The following is an 18,351-nucleotide window of genomic DNA, read 5'->3' on the forward strand; positions in this document are numbered from 1 at the left end:
TTCTTCGGTTAATTGCTATTTCTAAGGATAAACTTTTATGAGTGAAACGCAACAAAGACAAAAACATCCGCGTCTGTTGCTGAATATTGTTCTAATTATTTTAGAAACTTTTTTTTCATTTATTCTCACCCACGATGGTGCCCTTCGCTTGCAAGCGAAAAAGTTTATTTTGAACAAAACAACGATTCGTATTAATAGCTATTTACCTTTCTTTGACTTCTATGTTCAATTTACAGAAAAAGGTTTGTTATTCGATATTCACTCTTTTGATAGACGTATTGATCTTGAGATCAATAGTACGCTTATCGATTTAATTAAAATTTTTGGTTTTTCTAACCAACGCAGTCTTAAAAATATGCGTATTGATGGTGATGAGGAAACGAAAAAGGAACTTCTAGATTTAATTTCTCATTTAACTCTACCAAAATTGCTAGTTGACTGGAAACAGTGGTTTAACACTCCAGATGATGAAGCTGAAACACTTGCTTCACGTAAACGGATTGCTCCATTACTTGAGAAAATTGATCAACAAAGATCAGAGATCAACTCCCTTCACGTGGAAATTAAACAGTATCAAAATCGAATTACTCGCTTACAACGACGTCAACGAAATATTAACCTCTCCTTTGGTATAATTAGCCTAATATTTATTGTTTATTTCATATATAATTTGTGGGTTGCCTAATTTATTTTTCTATTTTGTTCCTACACTTGAATTAAAAATAAAAAAACTTGACTATTTTAGTCGGGATTCATAAAATCCTATTATCTAGTCTTAACATGTGTATCGAATCATGCGCCTTACAACTCGCGGTCGCTACGCAGTGACTGCTCTACTTGATTTAGCTTTGCAGCCAACTGAACAAACGATCACGCTCGCCGAAATTGCCGCACGCCAATCCATTTCAGTTGCTTATTTAGAACAGTTATTCGCAAAACTTAAGCGTCATGGGTTAGTTTCTAGTGTTCGTGGTGCAAATGGTGGTTACCATTTGGCTCGAAATGCTGATGAAATTACTGTGTTAGAAATTATTGAAGCTGTAAATGAAACGGTTGATGCAACACGTTGTGACCATAAAGGTAACTGCCAAAATGGTGCAATGTGTCTCACTCATGATTTATGGCAAGAACTCTCTCATCATATTGCCGACTATTTAGCAAAAATCTCTCTTGCCGACCTCATTAGCCGAGACAACGTTCAAACTGTTGCATTACGCCAAAATGTGACTGGCACAGATTCAGCTCTTTTATCGGGTACAGGTATTTGATATGAAACGTCCAATTTATCTTGATTACGCAGCAACCACTCCAGTAGATCCGCAAGTTGCAGAACGTATGATGGAGTGTTTAACTTTCGACGGTACCTTTGGTAATGCTGCGTCTCGTTCCCACGCTTATGGCTGGCAGGCAGAAGAAAAAGTTGAATATGCACGTGAGCAAGTAGCAAATTTAATTAAAGCTGATCCACGTGAAATCGTTTGGACTTCTGGTGCAACTGAATCAGATAACCTTGCCCTTAAAGGTGTAGCTCAATTCTATGCATCTAAAGGCAAACATATCATTACAAGTAAAATTGAACACAAAGCTGTTCTAGATCCTTGTCGTGAATTAGAAGAACAAGGCTTTGAAATTACTTATTTAGAGCCAGAACCACAAACAGGTTTAATCACTCCTGAAATGGTTAAGGCTGCCCTTCGCCCAGATACTATTCTTGTTTCTCTTATGATGGTAAACAATGAAATTGGTACAGTCACAGATGTAGCGGCGATTGGTGAATTAACACGTGCCAACAAAACATTTTTCCACGTAGATGCAGCACAAGCAGCTGGTAAAGTTGATATCGACTTATCTACGATGAAAATTGACCTTATGAGTTTCTCTGCTCATAAAATTTATGGTCCAAAAGGTATCGGCGCATTATATGTACGTCGTAGCCCGCGTGTTCGTCTAAAAGCACAAATTCATGGTGGTGGTCATGAGCGTGGTATGCGTTCTGGTACTTTGGCTACTCACCAAATCGTTGGTATGGGTGAAGCTTTTGAAATTGCAGGCAAAACAATGCATGCAGAACAAGAGCGTCTCCGTAAACTTCGTGACAAACTTTGGAACGGTTTACAAGACCTTGAACAAGTGTTCTTAAATGGTCACCCAACTCAAAACGTTGCAAACTATTTAAACGTTAGCTTCAACTTTGTTGAAGGTGAATCTTTAATGATGTCGCTTAAAGATGCTGCTGTATCAAGTGGTTCTGCTTGTACTTCTGCAACTTTAGAGCCTTCATATGTTCTTCGCGCATTAGGTTTATCTGATGAGCTAGCACACAGCTCAATCCGCTTTAGTTTTGGTAAATACACAACTGAAGAAGACATTGACCACGTGCTTACAATTACCAAAGCCGCTGTTGAGAAATTACGTGAACTTTCTCCGCTTTGGGATATGTACAAAGAAGGTATCGATCTTTCTACAGTTGAATGGGCAGAACACTAATTATTGAAATTAGTGTTTTACCCCTCATATTAATATTAGGCTGACCCCGAGGTTTGGAGAAGCGAAATGGCTTATAGCGAAAAGGTAATTGATCATTACGAAAACCCACGTAATGTTGGTGTTTTAGATAAAAACTCTGAAAATGTTGGTACAGGCATGGTGGGTGCACCTGCATGTGGTGACGTGATGCGTTTGCAAATTCAGGTAAATGATAGTGGTGTGATTGAAGAAGCACGCTTCAAAACTTATGGCTGTGGTTCTGCAATTGCATCAAGCTCACTTGTAACTGAATGGTTAAAAGGTAAGACTCTTGATGAAGCTCAAGCGATCAAAAATATTGATATCGCAACTGAGCTTGCTCTTCCTCCAGTAAAAGTTCACTGCTCTGTACTAGCTGAAGATGCAATTAAAGCTGCGATTGATGATTACCGCAGTAAAAAATCTAAAGCTTAATTTGTTACCATTGTAAACGTTGGAGTTTTCATGATTCATTTAACTGAAAATGCTGCGACTCATATTAGCAATTACCTTAAAAATCGAGGTAAGGGTGAAGGCATTCGCGTGGGTGTGAAAACTTCTGGTTGTTCTGGGTTGGCTTATGTTCTCGAATTTGTTGATTCTGTCGATGAACATGACCAAGTTTTCGAACAATTTGGCGTTAAGGTTTTTGTAGATCCAAAAAGTCTTGTCTATTTAGAAGGCTTAGAAATGGACTACGTAAAGAATGGCCTTAACGAAGGGTTCGAATTTAACAATCCCAATAAAAAAGGTGAATGTGGTTGCGGTGAGTCTTTCACTGTATAACTCCCTCTTCTCCTTCCATCCTTTTCATTAAAACAGTGACTTTTTATAGCACTGTTTTAATGTATTTAATTAACGTGGACCTCCTTTCTAATGAATCATTTTGAGTTGTTCAATTTACCCGTAGAACTCGATATCGATTTGGCGAGCTTAAAATCTAGTTTCTTAAGTTTGCAACAGCAATATCACCCAGATAAAGCAGAAGATAAAGATCAGGCATTGATCAAATCAAGTGAAATTAATCAAGCTTTTAAAGTACTTTCGCAAGTAGATAGCCGCGCTGCTTATCTATTAGCATTAAAAAAGCAAGATCATCACCTTGATCAATCCATTAGTGATTTTGAGTTCCTACAATCAGCTCTAGAACTTCGTGAGCAACTTGATGAAGCAACTTCACAAGAGCATTTAAGTACTCTTAAGCAAGAAGTTTTTCAGTGGATTGATGGCTTAGTTCGCGAATTTAAAATTGACTACTCAGATGAAGATTGGGGCGAAGCTCGAGATACTGTACGTAAATTACGTTTCTTTCAGCGCGTTCTTAACGATATTGAAAAAGCAGAAGATCAACTGTTGGATGATGAAGACAACTTTGATTTAGACGATGATTTTTAATTTGCTTTTTCCAATTTATATTCAAAGGATTTAACTCATGGCACTTTTGCAAATTGCTGAACCGGGTCAATCCAGTGCCCCACATGAACACCGCATTGCGATTGGTATCGACCTAGGAACAACACATTCTTTAGTTGCGACAGTGTTATCAGGCAAACCAAAAGTCCTTAACGACGAAAAAGAAAGACGACTTCTTCCTTCTATTGTGCATTATGGAAATGATGTCACTCATTATGGTGAAGAAGCAAAACCTTTCATTATTGCTGATCCAAAAAATACAATTGTTTCTGTAAAGCGTTTTATGGGACGCTCAAAAGCAGATATCAAATTTCAACACCCATATGAATTAGTGGGTTCTGAAAATGAGATGCCAGCTTTCGAGACACGTTCTGGTCGTAAAACGCCTGTTGAAATTTCAGCTGAAATTTTAAAACAACTAAAAGAACGTGCTGAATCTAGTTTACAAAACCCAGTAAATGGAGCCGTAATTACTGTTCCAGCTTATTTTGATGAAGCACAACGTCAAGCAACACGCGATGCTGCACAGCTGGCTGGGTTGAATGTACTACGTCTTTTAAATGAGCCAACTGCTGCTGCTGTGGCTTATGGTTTAGATCAAGAAACGAATTTAGCTACAGATCATAACTATGTGATTTATGACCTAGGTGGTGGTACTTTCGACGTATCAATCCTACGTTTTTCACAAGGTGTCTTTGAGGTATTAGCTACAGGTGGTCATACTGCTTTAGGTGGTGATGATTTAGATCGTCTCATTGTTAAGTGGGCTAAAAAACAATTAAATATTGATACGCTAAGTGATGAAAACTATGCAGTATTTATTGTTGCTGCTCGCCAAGCAAAAGAACAGCTCTCTACACAAGAATCCGTTCAGTTAAAACTACTTGAAAATGTACTAACACTTGATCGTTCAACCTTTGAGAGCATTATTCAAGTTGCTTTAGACAAAACAATTAGTGTTTGCAAACGCGTTTTACGTGATGCAAAACTTGAATTATCAGATATTCAAAATGTTGTTTTAGTAGGTGGTTCTACCCGTTCGTATGCTGTTCAGCAAGCAGTTCGCAATGTATTTAACCAAGAACCACTTTGCACAATTAATCCTGATGAAGTTGTAGCGATTGGTGCTTCTATTACAGCCAATCAATTAATTGGAAACAGCCAAGACGGCTCACTACTTTTAGATGTTACTCCTCTTTCTCTTGGCTTAGAAACCATGGGTGGATTAGTAGAGCGTCTTATTTCTCGTAATACAGCTATTCCAGTTGCTCGCCGCCAAGAGTTTACTACTTATCAAGATGGCCAAACTGCCATGCTTATTCATGTAGTTCAAGGTGAAAGAGATTTAGTCGAACACTGTCGATCGTTAGGAAGATTCGTTCTTCATGGCATTCCCCCAATGACTGCTGGTCAAGCACGTATTGAAGTTACCTTTCAGGTAGATGCAGACGGCTTGCTTACTGTTTCAGCTCGTGAAACAACTTCAGGTGTACAAGCTCAAATTGATATTAAACCATCTTATGGTTTATCAGAGTCTGACACTGAACGCTTGTTAATTGAAGGTTTCCAACATGCAGAAGAAGACAAAAATCTGCGTCATTTAAAAGAAACCAAGGTTGAAGCTCAACGTGAGCTTGAAGCATTAGAACAAGCTTTGAAAGTTGATGCTGATTTACTCAATGCTGAGCAGCTCGAAGCACTTAAAACCGCTGAAAATATGCTTAAAGTACAACTTGATGGCAATGATATTCAAGCGATTGAAAAATCTGTAGAACAACTTAAAGTACATAGTGATGCTTTTGCTGCACTACGTATGAATCGACATATTGACCACGCCTTAAAAGGTACAAAACTTGAAGATTGGTCAAATTCAAACTAAAGGTATAGGTGATCAATATGCCCCGCATTAAAGTACTTCCTCACGCTCAATTTTGTCCTGAAGGTGCAGAATTTGAAGTTGAACAAAATGCAAATCTTTGCCAAAGTTTGCTTGATCGAGGAATTAAAATCGAACACGCATGTGACATGTCATGTGCTTGCACTACTTGTCACGTAGTAGTTCGTAAAGGTTTTGATAGCTTAGAAGAAATGGATGATGTTGAAGCAGATCTTTTAGATCGCGCTTGGGGTCTTGAACCGGATTCTCGCCTTTCATGCCAAGTAAAAGTTGTGGATGAAGATTTAGAAATTGAGATTCCTAAATATACAATTAACCATGCTTCAGAAAATCATTAATCATGTTAATAAAAAAGCTGCTTTTAAAGCAGCTTTTTTTATATTTTATAAACTCTAAACCTGATCTTGCTGGTCTATTTCTAAAGGTTTAACTTCATCTTCAAGTCTTAGCTGCGCTATACCTTGAGTATTCACTAAATTTTGTTGAACTTTAATTCGTTGAATCATTTTCTCAAGCACTTCTACTAATTCAGGATATTCATAGTTTTGTACTTCTTCCAAATTAAGTACCAAGTGAAAGCCTTTATACTCATAATCGAACCATTGCTGATGATCCGATTTATTGCCTGTATATTTCTCCATCACTTGCCATGTCTTTACCGCACCTTGAATACCTTTTAGATAAATCGGTGTTTTAGGAGCGCACAAGAAATCACTTTTAATTAATTGATAAGTATCGTCTGAAATTAAGATTTCATCTATTTCAGCAGCATATTGCAAACGAGCCGCTAAATTCACATCACGACCTACAATCGTATAAGCCATACGATGTGTTGCCCCATAATTTCCTACGTGGCAATAACCAGTACTAATGCCCATTCGGATATGCAATGCTGAGTAACCCATTTTTTTCCAGCGCTCGCGCAACAATTTCATTTGCTGACGCATAGCGATTGCCATTTCTACACAGGCTTTAGCATCTTGCTCCACACCTTGTGAATTCGGATCACCAAAAAATATGAGAATGGCATCCCCCATAAATTTATCGACAGTAGCCTCATACTGTTTAGCAATTTCAGTCATATGGCTTAAATAATCATTAAGCAAAAATGCCAAATCATCTGGAATCAAAGTTTCTGATAACTCTGTAAAACCCTGAATATCAGAAAAAAACACTGTCATTTTTTTACGCTTATATTCAATCTTTGCTTCAGCCTCACCGCGCATAATAGACTGCCACAACTGTAGTGGCGCATAACGGCTTAACTGATTAGCAAAAGCAATATAGCGGGTCATTTGGTCATAGTAATGTTGACGCTGCTGACTGATTTTTTTAACCCAGCGATGCTGGTAGTAGTTTCCGATGGTAATAAACATAACCAAACCAAGAAGTGTAATTACAGTCAACTCTTGGCTAGTAGGCTCAAAATATGTATAAAAACCAAATAAAAAGAAAGTACTTAAATAAAAAATAATCGCGCCTAACAAACTGGTCAAACAAATGACTGCGAAAGAAATACGACTATTAATTGCTGAATAAAATAATGCAAAAATTGCAATAAATGTAGGCACCAAATTAAGATGCAAACCAGCCAATGTAACTGCTACAACAATTGCATCGATTGCAAAGAAAACACTTTTTTGAGTTTTTTTATCGAATTGGTACTGAAGCCAATGTTCTAACTTCGAACTAATAAAAAGCAGAAATAGGAAAAAAGGTGGAACATAGATCTGATAATTTGTATTAGGTGAGGTAAAAGCATAGATCACTAAAATTAATGACAGAATTGAATATCCCATCAAGCGATGAAAATATGCAAACTGTTTAGGCTCTCTATCGATAAACCTCTCTAATTGCACCCTATCCTCCACACCTCAATGTAGCCACATTCATATAAATGTGGCATTGCATTGATTTAGTCCATGCGCCAATCAAATGGCATATCACCTTGACCACGTAACGCAAGCATAAGAGTTTGACGCATATGAGCCAGCACATCATTTGTATAAGGAACCGCAGGTGTACCCCATACTGGTTTAGGCCATGCAACGTCATTCTGATAACGTACAACATGATGGAAATGCAATTGAGGCACCATATTCCCCAAAGCTGCAACATTCATTTTATCAGCACGGAATACACGAGATAGCTGGCTAGATAACCAACTTGATTCACGTAAAAACTGTTCTTGGTCAGCTTGGCTCAACTCATATAATTCTGTGATTCCCGGCACACGAGGGATTAAAATCAGCCAAGGGAATTGCATATCATTCATTAAACGACATGTTGAAAGCGGAAAATCGCCTACAAAAAAAGTATCTTGAGCAAGTTGTGGATGCAAACTAAACATATCTTTTATAAATGACAATAAACAATAATGGCTAATACTATCACATCAGTTTTAATGTGAGTATTGCTAGTGTCTGGTTTGATTACAAATAACAATGATTTTATGCACTTATTCCCCCAATAGACCGAGAAATCGTGCATAAAATTTTGTTATCAACATATAAAGGATTTGTATAGAATGAAAATCACTTTAAAACACTATTTAAGCATGTAATTCATTCAATAATTTCGCTAACAAATCATTAATAAATTGGACTCGTTTTTCCTGTTCTTCAAGCTGAACCATAACTTTTAAACGTTGACCACCTTCCATACGATAATAGGTTGGATGCTTTTGCATGAGTTGAATAATAGTAATGGCTTGAACAGGTGTATCAGGCGAGAATTCAATATTGCCGCCTTGAGTATTAATATCGATTTTAGTAATACCTAGCTGTTCAGCTTTCAATCGAATTTGGTGAACACTAAATAAGTGTTTCACCGATTGCGGGGGAACTCCAAAACGGTCAATAAGCTCCATACGAATATTGTCGAGCTTTTCTTGGGTATCTGTATTACTAATACGCTTATAGAATAATAAACGCTGATGCACGTCACCTAGGTACTCATCTGGAATCAGTGCAGGAATATGTAAATTAATTTCTGCAGTTAATGATAAAGGTGCATCAAAATTCGGCGTTTTCCCTTGCTGAATCGCTTTAGTAGCTTTTTCCAGCATTTCCATATACAAACTATAACCAATTGCTTGCATTGAACCACTTTGCTGCTCACCTAAAAGCTCACCTGCGCCTCGAATTTCTAAATCTTCTGTAGCCAGCATGAAACCAGCACCAAGAGTTGAAGCACGTTGGATTGCATCAAGGCGTTTTTCAGCATCACCTTTTAGATGCTTTATCGAAGGAACTAATAAATAAGCATAAGCTTGGTGATGTGAACGCCCCACACGGCCACGTAATTGGTGTAGTTGAGCTAAACCAAGTTTGTCAGCCCTTTCTATCAAAATAGTGTTGGCATTTGGAACATCAATTCCAGTTTCGATAATTGTTGAACATACCAATACATTGTATTCTTTGTGATAGAACTGTTGCATGACTTGCTCAAGTTCTCTTTCCCTCATTTGCCCATGAGCCACTGCTACACGAGCTTCAGGAACAAGCACGCGAATATTTTCAGCTGCTCTCTCAATCGTATCAACTTCATTGTGCAAGAAATATACTTGGCCACCACGTAGTAACTCACGCAAGATCGCTTCTTTAATAGACGCTTCGGTATGTTCTTGTACAAAGGTTTTAACAGCTAAACGACGGGCTGGCGGTGTAGCAATGATAGATAAATCACGCATTCCCGAAAAAGCCATATTTAAAGTTCGTGGAATTGGTGTAGCTGTAAGTGTTAACATATCAACATCTGCGCGTAATGCTTTAATACGCTCTTTATCACGCACACCAAAACGATGTTCTTCGTCGACTACCATTAACCCTAGATCTTTAAACTGTACATTTTCTTGTAAAAGTTTATGGGTACCCACCACAATATCGACTTTGCCCTCAGCAAGATCTTCAATATTTTTCGTATGCGTTTTATTTGAACCAAAGCGTGATAATACTTCAATACGAACAGGCCAGTCGGCAAAGCGGTCTTTAAAAGATTCATAATGCTGTTGAGCAAGTAATGTCGTCGGTACTAATACAGCGACCTGCTTACCATTTTGCACCGCAACAAATGCTGCTCGCATTGCAACTTCTGTTTTACCAAAACCAACGTCCCCACAAACAAGTCGATCCATCGGTTTAGCTTGTTGCATATCATAAAGCGTCGCTTCAATAGCATTGGCTTGATCAAGTGTTTCTTCATACGCAAATCCGCTTGCAAATTGCATATAAAGCGACTGATCGACTTCAAAGCCAAAACCAGGTTTTGACTGACGACGTGCCTGTATATGTAGCAACTCTGCTGCAACATCATGAATTTGTTCTAAAGCTTTACGTTTAGCCTTACTCCACGCGTCAGTTCCAATTTTGTGTAATGGTGCTAAATCTGGATCTCCGCCACTATAGCGGCTAATGAGATGCAAGTTAGTCACAGGCACGTAAACTTTTGCCTCTTCAGCATAGTCTAGTTGCAAGAACTCATAGTCTTGCCCTTCAATTGCCAAAGTAATTAATCCAGCGTAACGCCCTACACCATGGTCAATATGAACAACAGGAGCACCTATGCTTAATTCGGTCAAACTACGAATTAGGAATTCTTCTGAAACTTCTTGCTGACGTTTACGACGACGTTGGACTACCCGATGCTCATATAACTGATTTTCTGAAATAACAGACAATTCATCAGTTAAAAGCAAACCACGGTCTAATGGCGCATTCGTAATCGCAATCGCAAACTGACTTTTCTGGAATTGCTCAAAACTATCTACACTAGGAATATCTCCCAGACTGGCACGCAAACCATCTCTTAAACTTTCTCGTCGACCAGCACTTTCTGCAACCAATAAAACAGGATGATTTGCTTCATCAATATATTTTTTAACTACGGCAAATGGTTTGTCTTTTTTCGGATCAACTGGCAACTTAGGTGGTTGCTCAACCTTAAGATTTAGAGCCCCAACTTTTTCTTCAACTGCTTCAGCACTCACAAGCATACGTGGGAACTGATTTAAAGCACTTAGTAAGTTATTTGGTGCAATAAATAACTCATCAGGTGGGAGAATTGGCTGGTCTGCGTTATGACGTCTATCTTCATAGCGACGGAAAACTTCTTTCCAAAAACTGGTTAAATCAGTATCAATATCATTATTTGTAATTACAATGCAATTCTTTGGAAAGTACGTTGTGAGTGTACTTTGAGATTGCATGTAAGTTTTATCAAAAAATAACGGTAAATAAAACTCAATTCCCGGAGATGCAATTCCATCAAGAACATCTTGGTAAATTGGGTTTTTCTTAGGATTTGCAGTCGGAAAAAGTTCAGAATAACGGTCTCTAAAAATTGAACGAGCTTCTTTTAATGGGAACTCTTTTGCTGGTAAGACGGTAAAACTTTTTAAAGTAGTTGTTGTTCTTTGCGTTTCTGGATCAAAGAATTTTAAAGTATCAATTTCATCATCAAAAAGGTCAATACGGATAGGTGCATCCTGACCAGATGCAAAAATATCCATAATGCTGCCACGTACAGCAAACTCACCATGGTCGTAAACTGTATCTACTAAATGATACCCAGCTTGTACTAAACGTAGCTTCTGTTGTTCTAAATCAAATTTTTGCCCCACACGTATATCAAAATGCTCACCTAAAACCCAAGAATATGGTGCAACTCTTTGAGCTAAAGTGCTTGCTGAAATGAGCAATACACCTTTTTGCGGCATATTGGATAAAATCGCGAGTCGTTCTGAAACAATATCTTGATGAGGTGACAAGCGGTCATACGGCAAAATTTCCCAATCAGGGAAAATTGTCGGTTTTATGCCATAAAATTCAAGTTCACTTTCTAACTGAGCAACATGTTGGTTATTTCGAGCTACTACAACGAGCAAAGATGAATGCTGAACGGCAATTTCTTTGAATAATAATGCAGCAGACGAACCTAATAACGACCCTACCCAACGCTTTTCACCGGCTTTGAGCTGTTGTAAATTCAATTGAGAGATTTCTTGTTGAAACATGTATATGGCTTTTATCAGCTAAAAAGATATGAGCTCAATAGTAGCATGATGTTTTTAGTGAAATGAGTTATTTTTTTGAAAATCAAACTACTAGTTGGCCCTACTTTTTATATTTTTTAATCAATTAACTATGATTATTTATCACGCAAAAACAAAACGTAATATTGATTTAAAATTTGTATAATCGCTTTGAGTTGAAGTAGCTTTTCTTGAGTATTTTCCAATCTTGCAACATAGCGCTGTGTTGCGATTTCTAAATCAATCTTTTCATTAATTTGTGGCGTAATTTGAAATAACTTTTGAAGATTATCAAAATTCTGTAATTTACGGTTTGAGAAATATTCAAGATGCTCTGACCACTTCTGATTAATCGCTACATCATTAATGATAGGCCCACGTTCAGAATCAAATTTCAATTGATTCTCTTGCAAGTAAAGTTGTTCTGGTGCTTCTTTTGAGCCTTGAAAAAGCTGCGTTATCTTTTTAAACATTTCATCACATCATATTTATTTCAATTTAAATAATGCAAGTAATCTAGTCACTCCCATCATTTAAGTCTTCTAAACTAACGACTATTCATCGCCTAAATCATCAAGAAAATCTACAGTTGGTACAAAAAATAAAGTACCTGTTTGAGCAGTACTAAAGTCAAGTAACCGATCTAGGTTACCATGCTCATTGCCTAAAAACATGTTCTCAAGCATTTGTCGGGTTGTACTAAATTTACGCGAGTAGCCAATAAAGAATGTACCATATTCATTTCTAGAAGGATTTGAAAAGGGCATATTAGCTCGCATAATTTTAAGCTCATTGCCTTCTGCGTCATGAGCTTTACTAACGACATTATGAGCAGTTAAAGGTTTTTCATCATCGCCGAGCTCAACATCATTGAACTTTTTACGGCCAATCACTTTTTCTTGTTCTTCGTCAGTTAATGAACGCCATTTGTCCATATCATGTGTATATTTTTGGATAAAAGCATAACTTCCCCCGGTAAAGTCAGGGTCTTCATCGCCTACTAATGCCCACTGCGCTGCAATAACAGGTTCAGGGTTCTCAGTTCCATCCACAAAGCCAATAATTGCACGACCATCAAAATAACGAAAACCATGAACCTCATCAATTGGATACGTTACTTTACCAAGCTGTTGATTAATTATATTGCCCAGCTCGTAACATAAAGTCTGACGATCAGCACGTATATGGAAAAATAAATCACCTGGAGTTGAGACAGCCGTGTATTTCGGACCTCTAATTTCTTGAAATGGCTCTAACTCTTGAGGCTTGGATTGCTCTGGAAATAAGATATCCCATGCATTAGAGCTAAAACCTAAAGTAGCATTAAATTTACTATCTGGATAACGATTAAAGAGACTTCTGGTTAGTGCTGAAAAATTAGCAGCAAAATCTTTTACTTTTTCTATTACAGAATCACCTTGAGCTAGTCCCAATACAATAAATAATGCATTTTCACCAGGAGCACTCGTTACAGGTTGAATTCTCATACATTCCATAAAATATGCCTTTTTAGGTATTTAAGCTTATTAATTTAGCATACTCATATTTTTTTCAAACAACCTGTTAAGAAATCTGATGTTGATAAGAGTTTAAGAAAACGCCTAAACTCTTACTCAGATTAAGCTTAATCAACGTCCATATTGCTTTTTTAAATACTTTACGATTTGAGCCGACTCAAACATCTTCACTCCCGTATTTGGGTCTACCAAGTATGGTACTTGCATTTTACCTTGCATAATCGGCAACAGCTTTTCTCTTTTTCCGCCTTCTAAAGGTATGTATTTACCAGGTTTTAAGCGAAGAATAGCAGGTCCCATATCTTGCCATCTCTCTTTAGCCACATTATGCAAAATATATGGTAGCTCAAGTTCAGAGAGTAGACTTCTTACAATTCGTGAATACGGACTTGCTTCAAAACTCCATAACTCAAGTTTTTGTTCAGGTGCAGCTCTATCAACAATTTTTTTATTTATCCATATTCCACGAGCTCCATTTAATATAGTTCCTGCAACTGCAACATAAGGCATGTTTGGGTAACTCGAAAATTTCTGCGGTGTTTTCCCTGTCTTACCATAATGTTTAAATAAATGATGAATAATATCCTGTGATTCATATAGCTGATCGCCAGTATTTTCATCAATTAAAAATGGAAACTGTAATTTACCGCCTTTTTCTTTTACAACTGAACGATACTTTGTTCCACCTTTAGGACATGGATAAATTTCAACGTCCAGATTCAAAAGTGTAATCACTTCACGAACACGACGGCAAAATGGTGAACCTTCAAATTCATATAATTTCAAAGCCTTTACAGGTTGTTGTGGAAATGCTGTTCCTGAAACACCTCTACCACCTTCAGCAATTGCAGATACAACTGCTTGAAGTACTTTAATTTGATGAATCACCATCATGCCTTCCTTTATATTAGAGAATTAGACTAATTTTTCTTTTGCTATCACAATCCCATTATTATCAGCATAGATAAAATCACCAGATTGAATTGTGACTCCACCAAAATACAAATTAATATCTACCTCACCAATGCCCTTACGATTACTTTTTTGTGGAATTGCAGCCAATGCATGTACTCCCAAATCTAAGGTCGCAAGTGCATCAACGTCTCGTACACAACCGTAAATCACTACACCATTCCAGTTGTTTTTAACTGCTGACTCAGCAATCAAATCACCCATGAGTGCACAGCGCATAGATGCACCTCCATCCACAACTAATACTTTACCTGTACCATCTGTTGCCAATAACTCTTTTACACGTGAGTTATCTTCAAAGCACTTTACTGTTACAACCTGTCCCCCAAAAGTTTTACGTGCTCCATAACTTTGAAAGAACTTGCCATCCATTGATGGGATTACAACCTGTAAGTCTTTTTCAGGGTTATCATCTAATAAATCACATGTTACAAATGGTACTGTCGACACTTTAATACTCCCTTATCGAGTTTGTTGTATGCTCAGATTATCATATCGTTTAAAGGCTTCAATTTGCGTTAGCGCCGCTACGACCATCGTATGAGCCAATTGCTCCGCAGTTACTGGCTTATATTTGAATGGCTTTTGAAATTTATTCTCAATAAGTTTAAATAGACTCTGCCCTAAGTCTTCAATAAACCGTACATCGCTGCGTTTACCAATCAGTAAAGACGGTCTAAAAATAGATAGTTTTTCGAGTTCTAAGCTCTCAATATAATCCTCTAACTGTCCTTTCACTTTATTATAGAAAATTGGAGAGTTTGCATTTGCTCCAAGGGCACTCACTAGCAATAGATGAATGTGCTTATCTTGCACTAGATCTGCTAAATGAGCATTGATTTCATAATCCACAGCGTAAAAAGCCTGTTTTGAGCCTGCCACTTTTAATGTTGTTCCAAGACAGCTAAATGCATGGGTATGGCCATTCACATCTTCATCATTGAGTAATAAAAAATCCTCTATAACGAGTTGAGTAACTTTTTTATATGTATTAAGTAGTTGTGATTCTTTTCTTACCACAACAGTAATCGCTTCAAATTCTGGTGTTTGCTCAAGCTGTTCGACAAGCGCTAAACCCACAAGTCCCGTAGCACCTATCACAATTGCTTTTTTAGTACTTATAGTCATTTTTTATCCAACCCTCTTCAAGTTTGTATCAAATTTAACCTTTTCTTACCGTTTTAGCAGCCCCTAAAACCGCTTAAAATGCTCGCAAGGCTTGACTTCACGGTGTTGATTCATCACAATATGGCACTTGTTTACGGGCTGGTGATGGTTACACCAGTTTACTGAATTGACCACAGCCCGCCCAGACCAACTTATTTTCAAGGAGTGCAAGAGTGGCAAACTCTGCTCAAGCTAAAAAACGTGCGCGTCAAAACGTTACAGCGCGTAAACACAACGCAAGCTTGCGTTCTATGGTTCGTACCTACATCAAACGTACTTTAAGTGCAATCGCTGGTGGTGATTATGCTGTTGCTACAGAAGCTTACAAAAAAGCTGTTCCTGTAATCGACCGCATGGCTGATAAAGGCATCATCCACAAAAATAAAGCTGCTCGTCATAAGAGCCGTTTAAATGCTCAAGTTAAAGCGTTAGCTAACTAATTTGAACATGTAAAAAAAGCCCAATAGGGCTTTTTTTATTATCTATTGTTTTTGAGCTTATAGCACTTTATGAAATTTAGCTACATTCAGCTCATAGGCCTTTCCTCTCCAAATCCACTTTAATTTACAATTTGGAAACTCTTCACCTTCAAACCATACAAATAATCCTTCCATCATTTCCGGCCAGTCTTCTTTCTTAATTTTATTCTCGCCAGAAATTACAGCAACAATTGCTGCAATAATCGTGTCATGACTCACGGCTAAACTAAGACCGCCTTTAGTTTTTGGATGAGTCCGGTAAATAAGCTCTAGTACATCTAAAACACCTGTAATGGGATGTTTCATACCAGGTAATGCATTATTTACAAAACTATTAATAAAACCTAAAGCACCCTGCTTTTTAAAATAAGGAGCAGCTTGTTGTATATCCAACACAAAGCTACCCGGTTCAACAAGTAGCCCTTGCTCAATAATTTCAATCGTATGAGTATTTGATTGGGGACTTACATCGTCAGCCCCTTCAATCATGAGTGCCGCCGTATCAACACAGCGTTGTATTGGACTTGAAATACAATGCTGAATAACACGATCTGTATTTTTGATTAAGTAATTACCCCATGCCTGCGCAAGCTCACGTCCTTGAGGAGTAAGTTGGAGATCATAACCAGCCAAGCCCTGCCCATCTACAAGTTCTCTTAAAGAATGGCGCGTAAATAAGGTTACAGGAGTTGAAGCATCGGGCAATAAATCAATTGCTTCAAACATACTTTTAGGCAATAAATCGAGTGCCATCTTTATCTTGTCATCTTTTTTCAATACTTTGTCACTATAACATGTCTGGCATAACTCTCAATCGATAACACCTGATTGGGCTAATGCTTCAAATGCTATTTTTTTGCTTTCCTGATCACGAAAAGCGATAAAGCCCTTATTTAAAACCGTGTTTCTTTGGTTATATTCAAAAGGTTTTCCATCCAGAGTAAGTAAACCACCGCCTATACTTTCTAAGAGACCTTGACCAGAACTGGTATCCCATTCAGAAGTAGGATGAAAGCGTGGGTAAATATCTATTTCACCTTCTAACATCATGCAAAACTTATAGGCACTTCCTGCTTCTCGTCGAATAATGCGATGTTCTTTTTCAATAGGTTGAATAAATTTTTGGTATTTTGGATTTTTACTACCGTGACTAAGTCCTATTTGTATAGGGGCATCTAACGAAGTTGAATTGACCTGATATTGATACCATTGTTGTTGGCTAAAGCTATATTTAAAAGGTAAATCTTGCAGATATCCTAAGTACACAACTTGTTCACATGGCACGGCAATAACTGAGAAAACTGTTTCTTTGCCGTTGATCAAGCTTAGATTGATCGTAAATTCATCACGTTCATGTATAAATTCTTTGGTTCCATCGAGTGGATCTAACATCCAACAAGTAGACCATTCATGACGGGCACTATAATCACTTTCTTCAGACAATACAGGCAACTCTGGACTAATCTCTGCAAGATGCTTTAATAAAAATCTATTTACCTTTAAATCTGCTTGGGTTACAGGTGAATCATCTTGCTTTTCATGAATAGTAAACTCATAACCCGCAGAATAGTTTTGATATTCTTCTAGTAAAATCTGACTCGCCTGTTCCAGAATAGGCAGAAGTTGATTAATTAAATTATCTTGTGGGCGTGTAGTTGTTATAAACATAAATATGCTCTACATAGTTTCACTTCTATTATAGGTGAATTATGAACAATTCTATATTCGCCAACAGTTTGATTTACTAAAATAGTAATTTATCTTAATCATTAGGCCGTTGCTTTCCGCTTATGCTATTTAGGTAATATAAATAATTTTAATATTTATAAAAGTCTTTATTCCGTACAAAAAACAATCTATAAGTTATGAAAAATAAACAACTTAAATCAGATTTATCCATTTCCTTTTCATATATTTCTTGGTATGTTCAAGGACACAATAACAAGATGGAAGAAAGTGCACATGATGCTATATGGATATCATTTCTCGACAATAGAACATAACTGGGAAGACCTTAAGCCCTTAAATGAGTTTCTACAAACATTTGCAGATGATGATGGTGATGTCTCAACACGAGATAAAGAATCACTCAAAGAAATCATAGCGAAATCTGATACAGCGTTGGCTCTCGCTAGAGAAATGGGTTGGGATGGTAGCTATACAGGCTGTCCTTATCTATTCTGGTTACCAAGTAAAAATAGCCAATCTTTTGAATATGGTTTTGTATTTAAACAGACCTCAGATAATACAACTTTTGTGATTTCACCGATTGAATTGAGCTATTTAGCTGAAGATCCCGAGGTACAAACATTAAGTAAAGATATTGAATAAGTGATATAGGTTATTGATTCAAATTTGAGATCAATAACC

20 protein-coding genes are annotated in these 18,351 nt (G+C 37.3%); 10 read left to right on the top strand and 10 right to left on the bottom strand.

Going from position 1 to position 18,351, the window contains the following annotated elements:
• Nucleotides 1-37: 37 nt before the first annotated feature.
• The 8 genes from HMPREF0013_RS07580 to fdx all read left to right on the top strand — a co-directional run bounded on the left by HMPREF0013_RS07580 (nt 38) and on the right by fdx (nt 6,153).
• A complete protein-coding gene (locus tag HMPREF0013_RS07580) occupies nt 38-685 on the top strand; it encodes a hypothetical protein (protein ID WP_002117991.1) in 648 nt (215 codons plus the stop codon).
• 109 nt (nt 686-794) lie between these two features.
• Nucleotides 795-1,268, top strand: coding sequence for an Rrf2 family transcriptional regulator (locus HMPREF0013_RS07585; RefSeq protein ID WP_002117915.1), 474 nt, complete (start codon nt 795-797; stop codon nt 1,266-1,268).
• A 1-nt stretch (nt 1,269) separates the two neighbouring features.
• On the top strand, nt 1,270-2,487 hold the full coding sequence (locus HMPREF0013_RS07590; protein ID WP_002117998.1) for an IscS subfamily cysteine desulfurase: 1,218 nt from the start codon (nt 1,270-1,272) through the stop codon (nt 2,485-2,487).
• A gap of 66 nt (nt 2,488-2,553) precedes the next feature.
• Nucleotides 2,554-2,940 (top strand): Fe-S cluster assembly scaffold IscU, encoded by a 387-nt coding sequence (gene iscU, locus HMPREF0013_RS07595; RefSeq protein ID WP_002117907.1) that lies wholly within the window; start codon nt 2,554-2,556, stop codon nt 2,938-2,940.
• 30 nt (nt 2,941-2,970) lie between these two features.
• On the top strand, nt 2,971-3,291 hold the full coding sequence (gene iscA / locus HMPREF0013_RS07600; RefSeq protein ID WP_002117986.1) for an iron-sulfur cluster assembly protein IscA: 321 nt from the start codon (nt 2,971-2,973) through the stop codon (nt 3,289-3,291).
• A 90-nt stretch (nt 3,292-3,381) separates the two neighbouring features.
• Nucleotides 3,382-3,900 (top strand): Fe-S protein assembly co-chaperone HscB, encoded by a 519-nt coding sequence (gene hscB / locus HMPREF0013_RS07605; RefSeq protein WP_002117921.1) that lies wholly within the window; start codon nt 3,382-3,384, stop codon nt 3,898-3,900.
• Between the two features lie 37 nt (nt 3,901-3,937).
• Nucleotides 3,938-5,797: a Fe-S protein assembly chaperone HscA gene (gene hscA / locus HMPREF0013_RS07610; RefSeq protein WP_002117967.1), complete on the top strand. Its 1,860-nt coding sequence runs from the start codon at nt 3,938-3,940 to the stop codon at nt 5,795-5,797.
• 17 nt (nt 5,798-5,814) lie between these two features.
• Nucleotides 5,815-6,153 carry an ISC system 2Fe-2S type ferredoxin gene (gene fdx, locus HMPREF0013_RS07615; protein WP_002117947.1) on the top strand — a complete coding sequence of 113 codons (339 nt, stop codon included), beginning with the start codon at nt 5,815-5,817 and terminating at the stop codon, nt 6,151-6,153.
• 54 nt (nt 6,154-6,207) lie between these two features.
• On the opposite strand, the gene HMPREF0013_RS07620 is transcribed toward fdx, so the two are convergent.
• From HMPREF0013_RS07620 to HMPREF0013_RS07655, 8 genes are all read right to left on the bottom strand, one after another.
• The gene (locus HMPREF0013_RS07620) at nt 6,208-7,674 is read right to left on the bottom strand and encodes an adenylate/guanylate cyclase domain-containing protein (RefSeq protein WP_005802303.1); all 1,467 of its coding nucleotides are present in this window, start codon (nt 7,672-7,674) and stop codon (nt 6,208-6,210) included.
• Between the two features lie 56 nt (nt 7,675-7,730).
• A complete protein-coding gene (locus HMPREF0013_RS07625; protein ID WP_002117900.1) occupies nt 7,731-8,165 on the bottom strand; it encodes an HIT domain-containing protein in 435 nt (144 codons plus the stop codon).
• Nucleotides 8,166-8,366: 201 nt separating this feature from the next.
• Nucleotides 8,367-11,828 carry a transcription-repair coupling factor gene (gene mfd / locus HMPREF0013_RS07630; RefSeq protein WP_002117941.1) on the bottom strand — a complete coding sequence of 1,154 codons (3,462 nt, stop codon included), beginning with the start codon at nt 11,826-11,828 and terminating at the stop codon, nt 8,367-8,369.
• A 134-nt stretch (nt 11,829-11,962) separates the two neighbouring features.
• Nucleotides 11,963-12,319 carry a hypothetical protein gene (locus HMPREF0013_RS07635; RefSeq protein WP_002117971.1) on the bottom strand — a complete coding sequence of 119 codons (357 nt, stop codon included), beginning with the start codon at nt 12,317-12,319 and terminating at the stop codon, nt 11,963-11,965.
• An 81-nt stretch (nt 12,320-12,400) separates the two neighbouring features.
• On the bottom strand, nt 12,401-13,333 hold the full coding sequence (locus HMPREF0013_RS07640; protein ID WP_025464091.1) for a Dyp-type peroxidase: 933 nt from the start codon (nt 13,331-13,333) through the stop codon (nt 12,401-12,403).
• A 141-nt stretch (nt 13,334-13,474) separates the two neighbouring features.
• A complete protein-coding gene (locus HMPREF0013_RS07645) occupies nt 13,475-14,257 on the bottom strand; it encodes a glutathione S-transferase N-terminal domain-containing protein (RefSeq protein WP_078210398.1) in 783 nt (260 codons plus the stop codon).
• A 21-nt stretch (nt 14,258-14,278) separates the two neighbouring features.
• The gene (gene rraA / locus HMPREF0013_RS07650) at nt 14,279-14,785 is read right to left on the bottom strand and encodes a ribonuclease E activity regulator RraA (protein WP_002117938.1); all 507 of its coding nucleotides are present in this window, start codon (nt 14,783-14,785) and stop codon (nt 14,279-14,281) included.
• A gap of 12 nt (nt 14,786-14,797) precedes the next feature.
• The gene (locus tag HMPREF0013_RS07655) at nt 14,798-15,463 is read right to left on the bottom strand and encodes an NAD(P)H-binding protein (protein ID WP_005802305.1); all 666 of its coding nucleotides are present in this window, start codon (nt 15,461-15,463) and stop codon (nt 14,798-14,800) included.
• Nucleotides 15,464-15,675: 212 nt separating this feature from the next.
• On the opposite strand from HMPREF0013_RS07655, the gene rpsT reads away from it, so the two are divergent.
• On the top strand, nt 15,676-15,942 hold the full coding sequence (gene rpsT, locus HMPREF0013_RS07660) for a 30S ribosomal protein S20 (protein ID WP_002117906.1): 267 nt from the start codon (nt 15,676-15,678) through the stop codon (nt 15,940-15,942).
• Between the two features lie 57 nt (nt 15,943-15,999).
• On the opposite strand, the gene HMPREF0013_RS07665 is transcribed toward rpsT, so the two are convergent.
• Together HMPREF0013_RS07665 and HMPREF0013_RS07670 are read right to left on the bottom strand one after the other, a co-directional pair.
• A complete protein-coding gene (locus HMPREF0013_RS07665) occupies nt 16,000-16,734 on the bottom strand; it encodes a histidine phosphatase family protein (RefSeq protein WP_002117975.1) in 735 nt (244 codons plus the stop codon).
• A gap of 57 nt (nt 16,735-16,791) precedes the next feature.
• Nucleotides 16,792-17,649, bottom strand: a complete 858-nt coding sequence (locus tag HMPREF0013_RS07670; RefSeq protein WP_002117974.1) for a 3'(2'),5'-bisphosphate nucleotidase CysQ family protein — start codon at nt 17,647-17,649, stop codon at nt 16,792-16,794.
• Between the two features lie 294 nt (nt 17,650-17,943).
• On the opposite strand from HMPREF0013_RS07670, the gene HMPREF0013_RS07675 reads away from it, so the two are divergent.
• Nucleotides 17,944-18,312 (top strand): hypothetical protein, encoded by a 369-nt coding sequence (locus HMPREF0013_RS07675; RefSeq protein ID WP_002117993.1) that lies wholly within the window; start codon nt 17,944-17,946, stop codon nt 18,310-18,312.
• Nucleotides 18,313-18,351: the final 39 nt, after the last annotated feature.

The organism is Acinetobacter sp. SH024 (genome assembly GCF_000163635.1).
Lineage (GTDB): Bacteria > Pseudomonadota > Gammaproteobacteria > Pseudomonadales > Moraxellaceae > Acinetobacter > Acinetobacter pittii.

Excerpts from the sequence above, each read along its gene's own strand:
- HMPREF0013_RS07585 (WP_002117915.1), top strand. The coding sequence starts at position 795 with ATGCGCCTTACAACTCGCGGTCGCTACGCAGTGACTGCTCTACTTGAT.
- HMPREF0013_RS07625 (WP_002117900.1), bottom strand. The coding sequence starts at position 8,165 with ATGTTTAGTTTGCATCCACAACTTGCTCAAGATACTTTTTTTGTAGGC.
- hscA (WP_002117967.1), top strand. The coding sequence starts at position 3,938 with ATGGCACTTTTGCAAATTGCTGAACCGGGTCAATCCAGTGCCCCACAT.
- HMPREF0013_RS07665 (WP_002117975.1), bottom strand. The coding sequence starts at position 16,734 with ATGGCACTCGATTTATTGCCTAAAAGTATGTTTGAAGCAATTGATTTA.
- HMPREF0013_RS07655 (WP_005802305.1), bottom strand. The coding sequence starts at position 15,463 with ATGACTATAAGTACTAAAAAAGCAATTGTGATAGGTGCTACGGGACTT.
- mfd (WP_002117941.1), bottom strand. The coding sequence starts at position 11,828 with ATGTTTCAACAAGAAATCTCTCAATTGAATTTACAACAGCTCAAAGCC.
- HMPREF0013_RS07635 (WP_002117971.1), bottom strand. The coding sequence starts at position 12,319 with ATGTTTAAAAAGATAACGCAGCTTTTTCAAGGCTCAAAAGAAGCACCA.
- fdx (WP_002117947.1), top strand. The coding sequence starts at position 5,815 with ATGCCCCGCATTAAAGTACTTCCTCACGCTCAATTTTGTCCTGAAGGT.
- iscA (WP_002117986.1), top strand. The coding sequence starts at position 2,971 with ATGATTCATTTAACTGAAAATGCTGCGACTCATATTAGCAATTACCTT.
- HMPREF0013_RS07640 (WP_025464091.1), bottom strand. The coding sequence starts at position 13,333 with ATGAGAATTCAACCTGTAACGAGTGCTCCTGGTGAAAATGCATTATTT.
- hscB (WP_002117921.1), top strand. The coding sequence starts at position 3,382 with ATGAATCATTTTGAGTTGTTCAATTTACCCGTAGAACTCGATATCGAT.
- HMPREF0013_RS07645 (WP_078210398.1), bottom strand. The coding sequence starts at position 14,257 with ATGATGGTGATTCATCAAATTAAAGTACTTCAAGCAGTTGTATCTGCA.
- iscU (WP_002117907.1), top strand. The coding sequence starts at position 2,554 with ATGGCTTATAGCGAAAAGGTAATTGATCATTACGAAAACCCACGTAAT.
- HMPREF0013_RS07590 (WP_002117998.1), top strand. The coding sequence starts at position 1,270 with ATGAAACGTCCAATTTATCTTGATTACGCAGCAACCACTCCAGTAGAT.
- HMPREF0013_RS07580 (WP_002117991.1), top strand. The coding sequence starts at position 38 with ATGAGTGAAACGCAACAAAGACAAAAACATCCGCGTCTGTTGCTGAAT.
- HMPREF0013_RS07670 (WP_002117974.1), bottom strand. The coding sequence starts at position 17,649 with ATGTTTATAACAACTACACGCCCACAAGATAATTTAATTAATCAACTT.
- HMPREF0013_RS07675 (WP_002117993.1), top strand. The coding sequence starts at position 17,944 with ATGATGCTATATGGATATCATTTCTCGACAATAGAACATAACTGGGAA.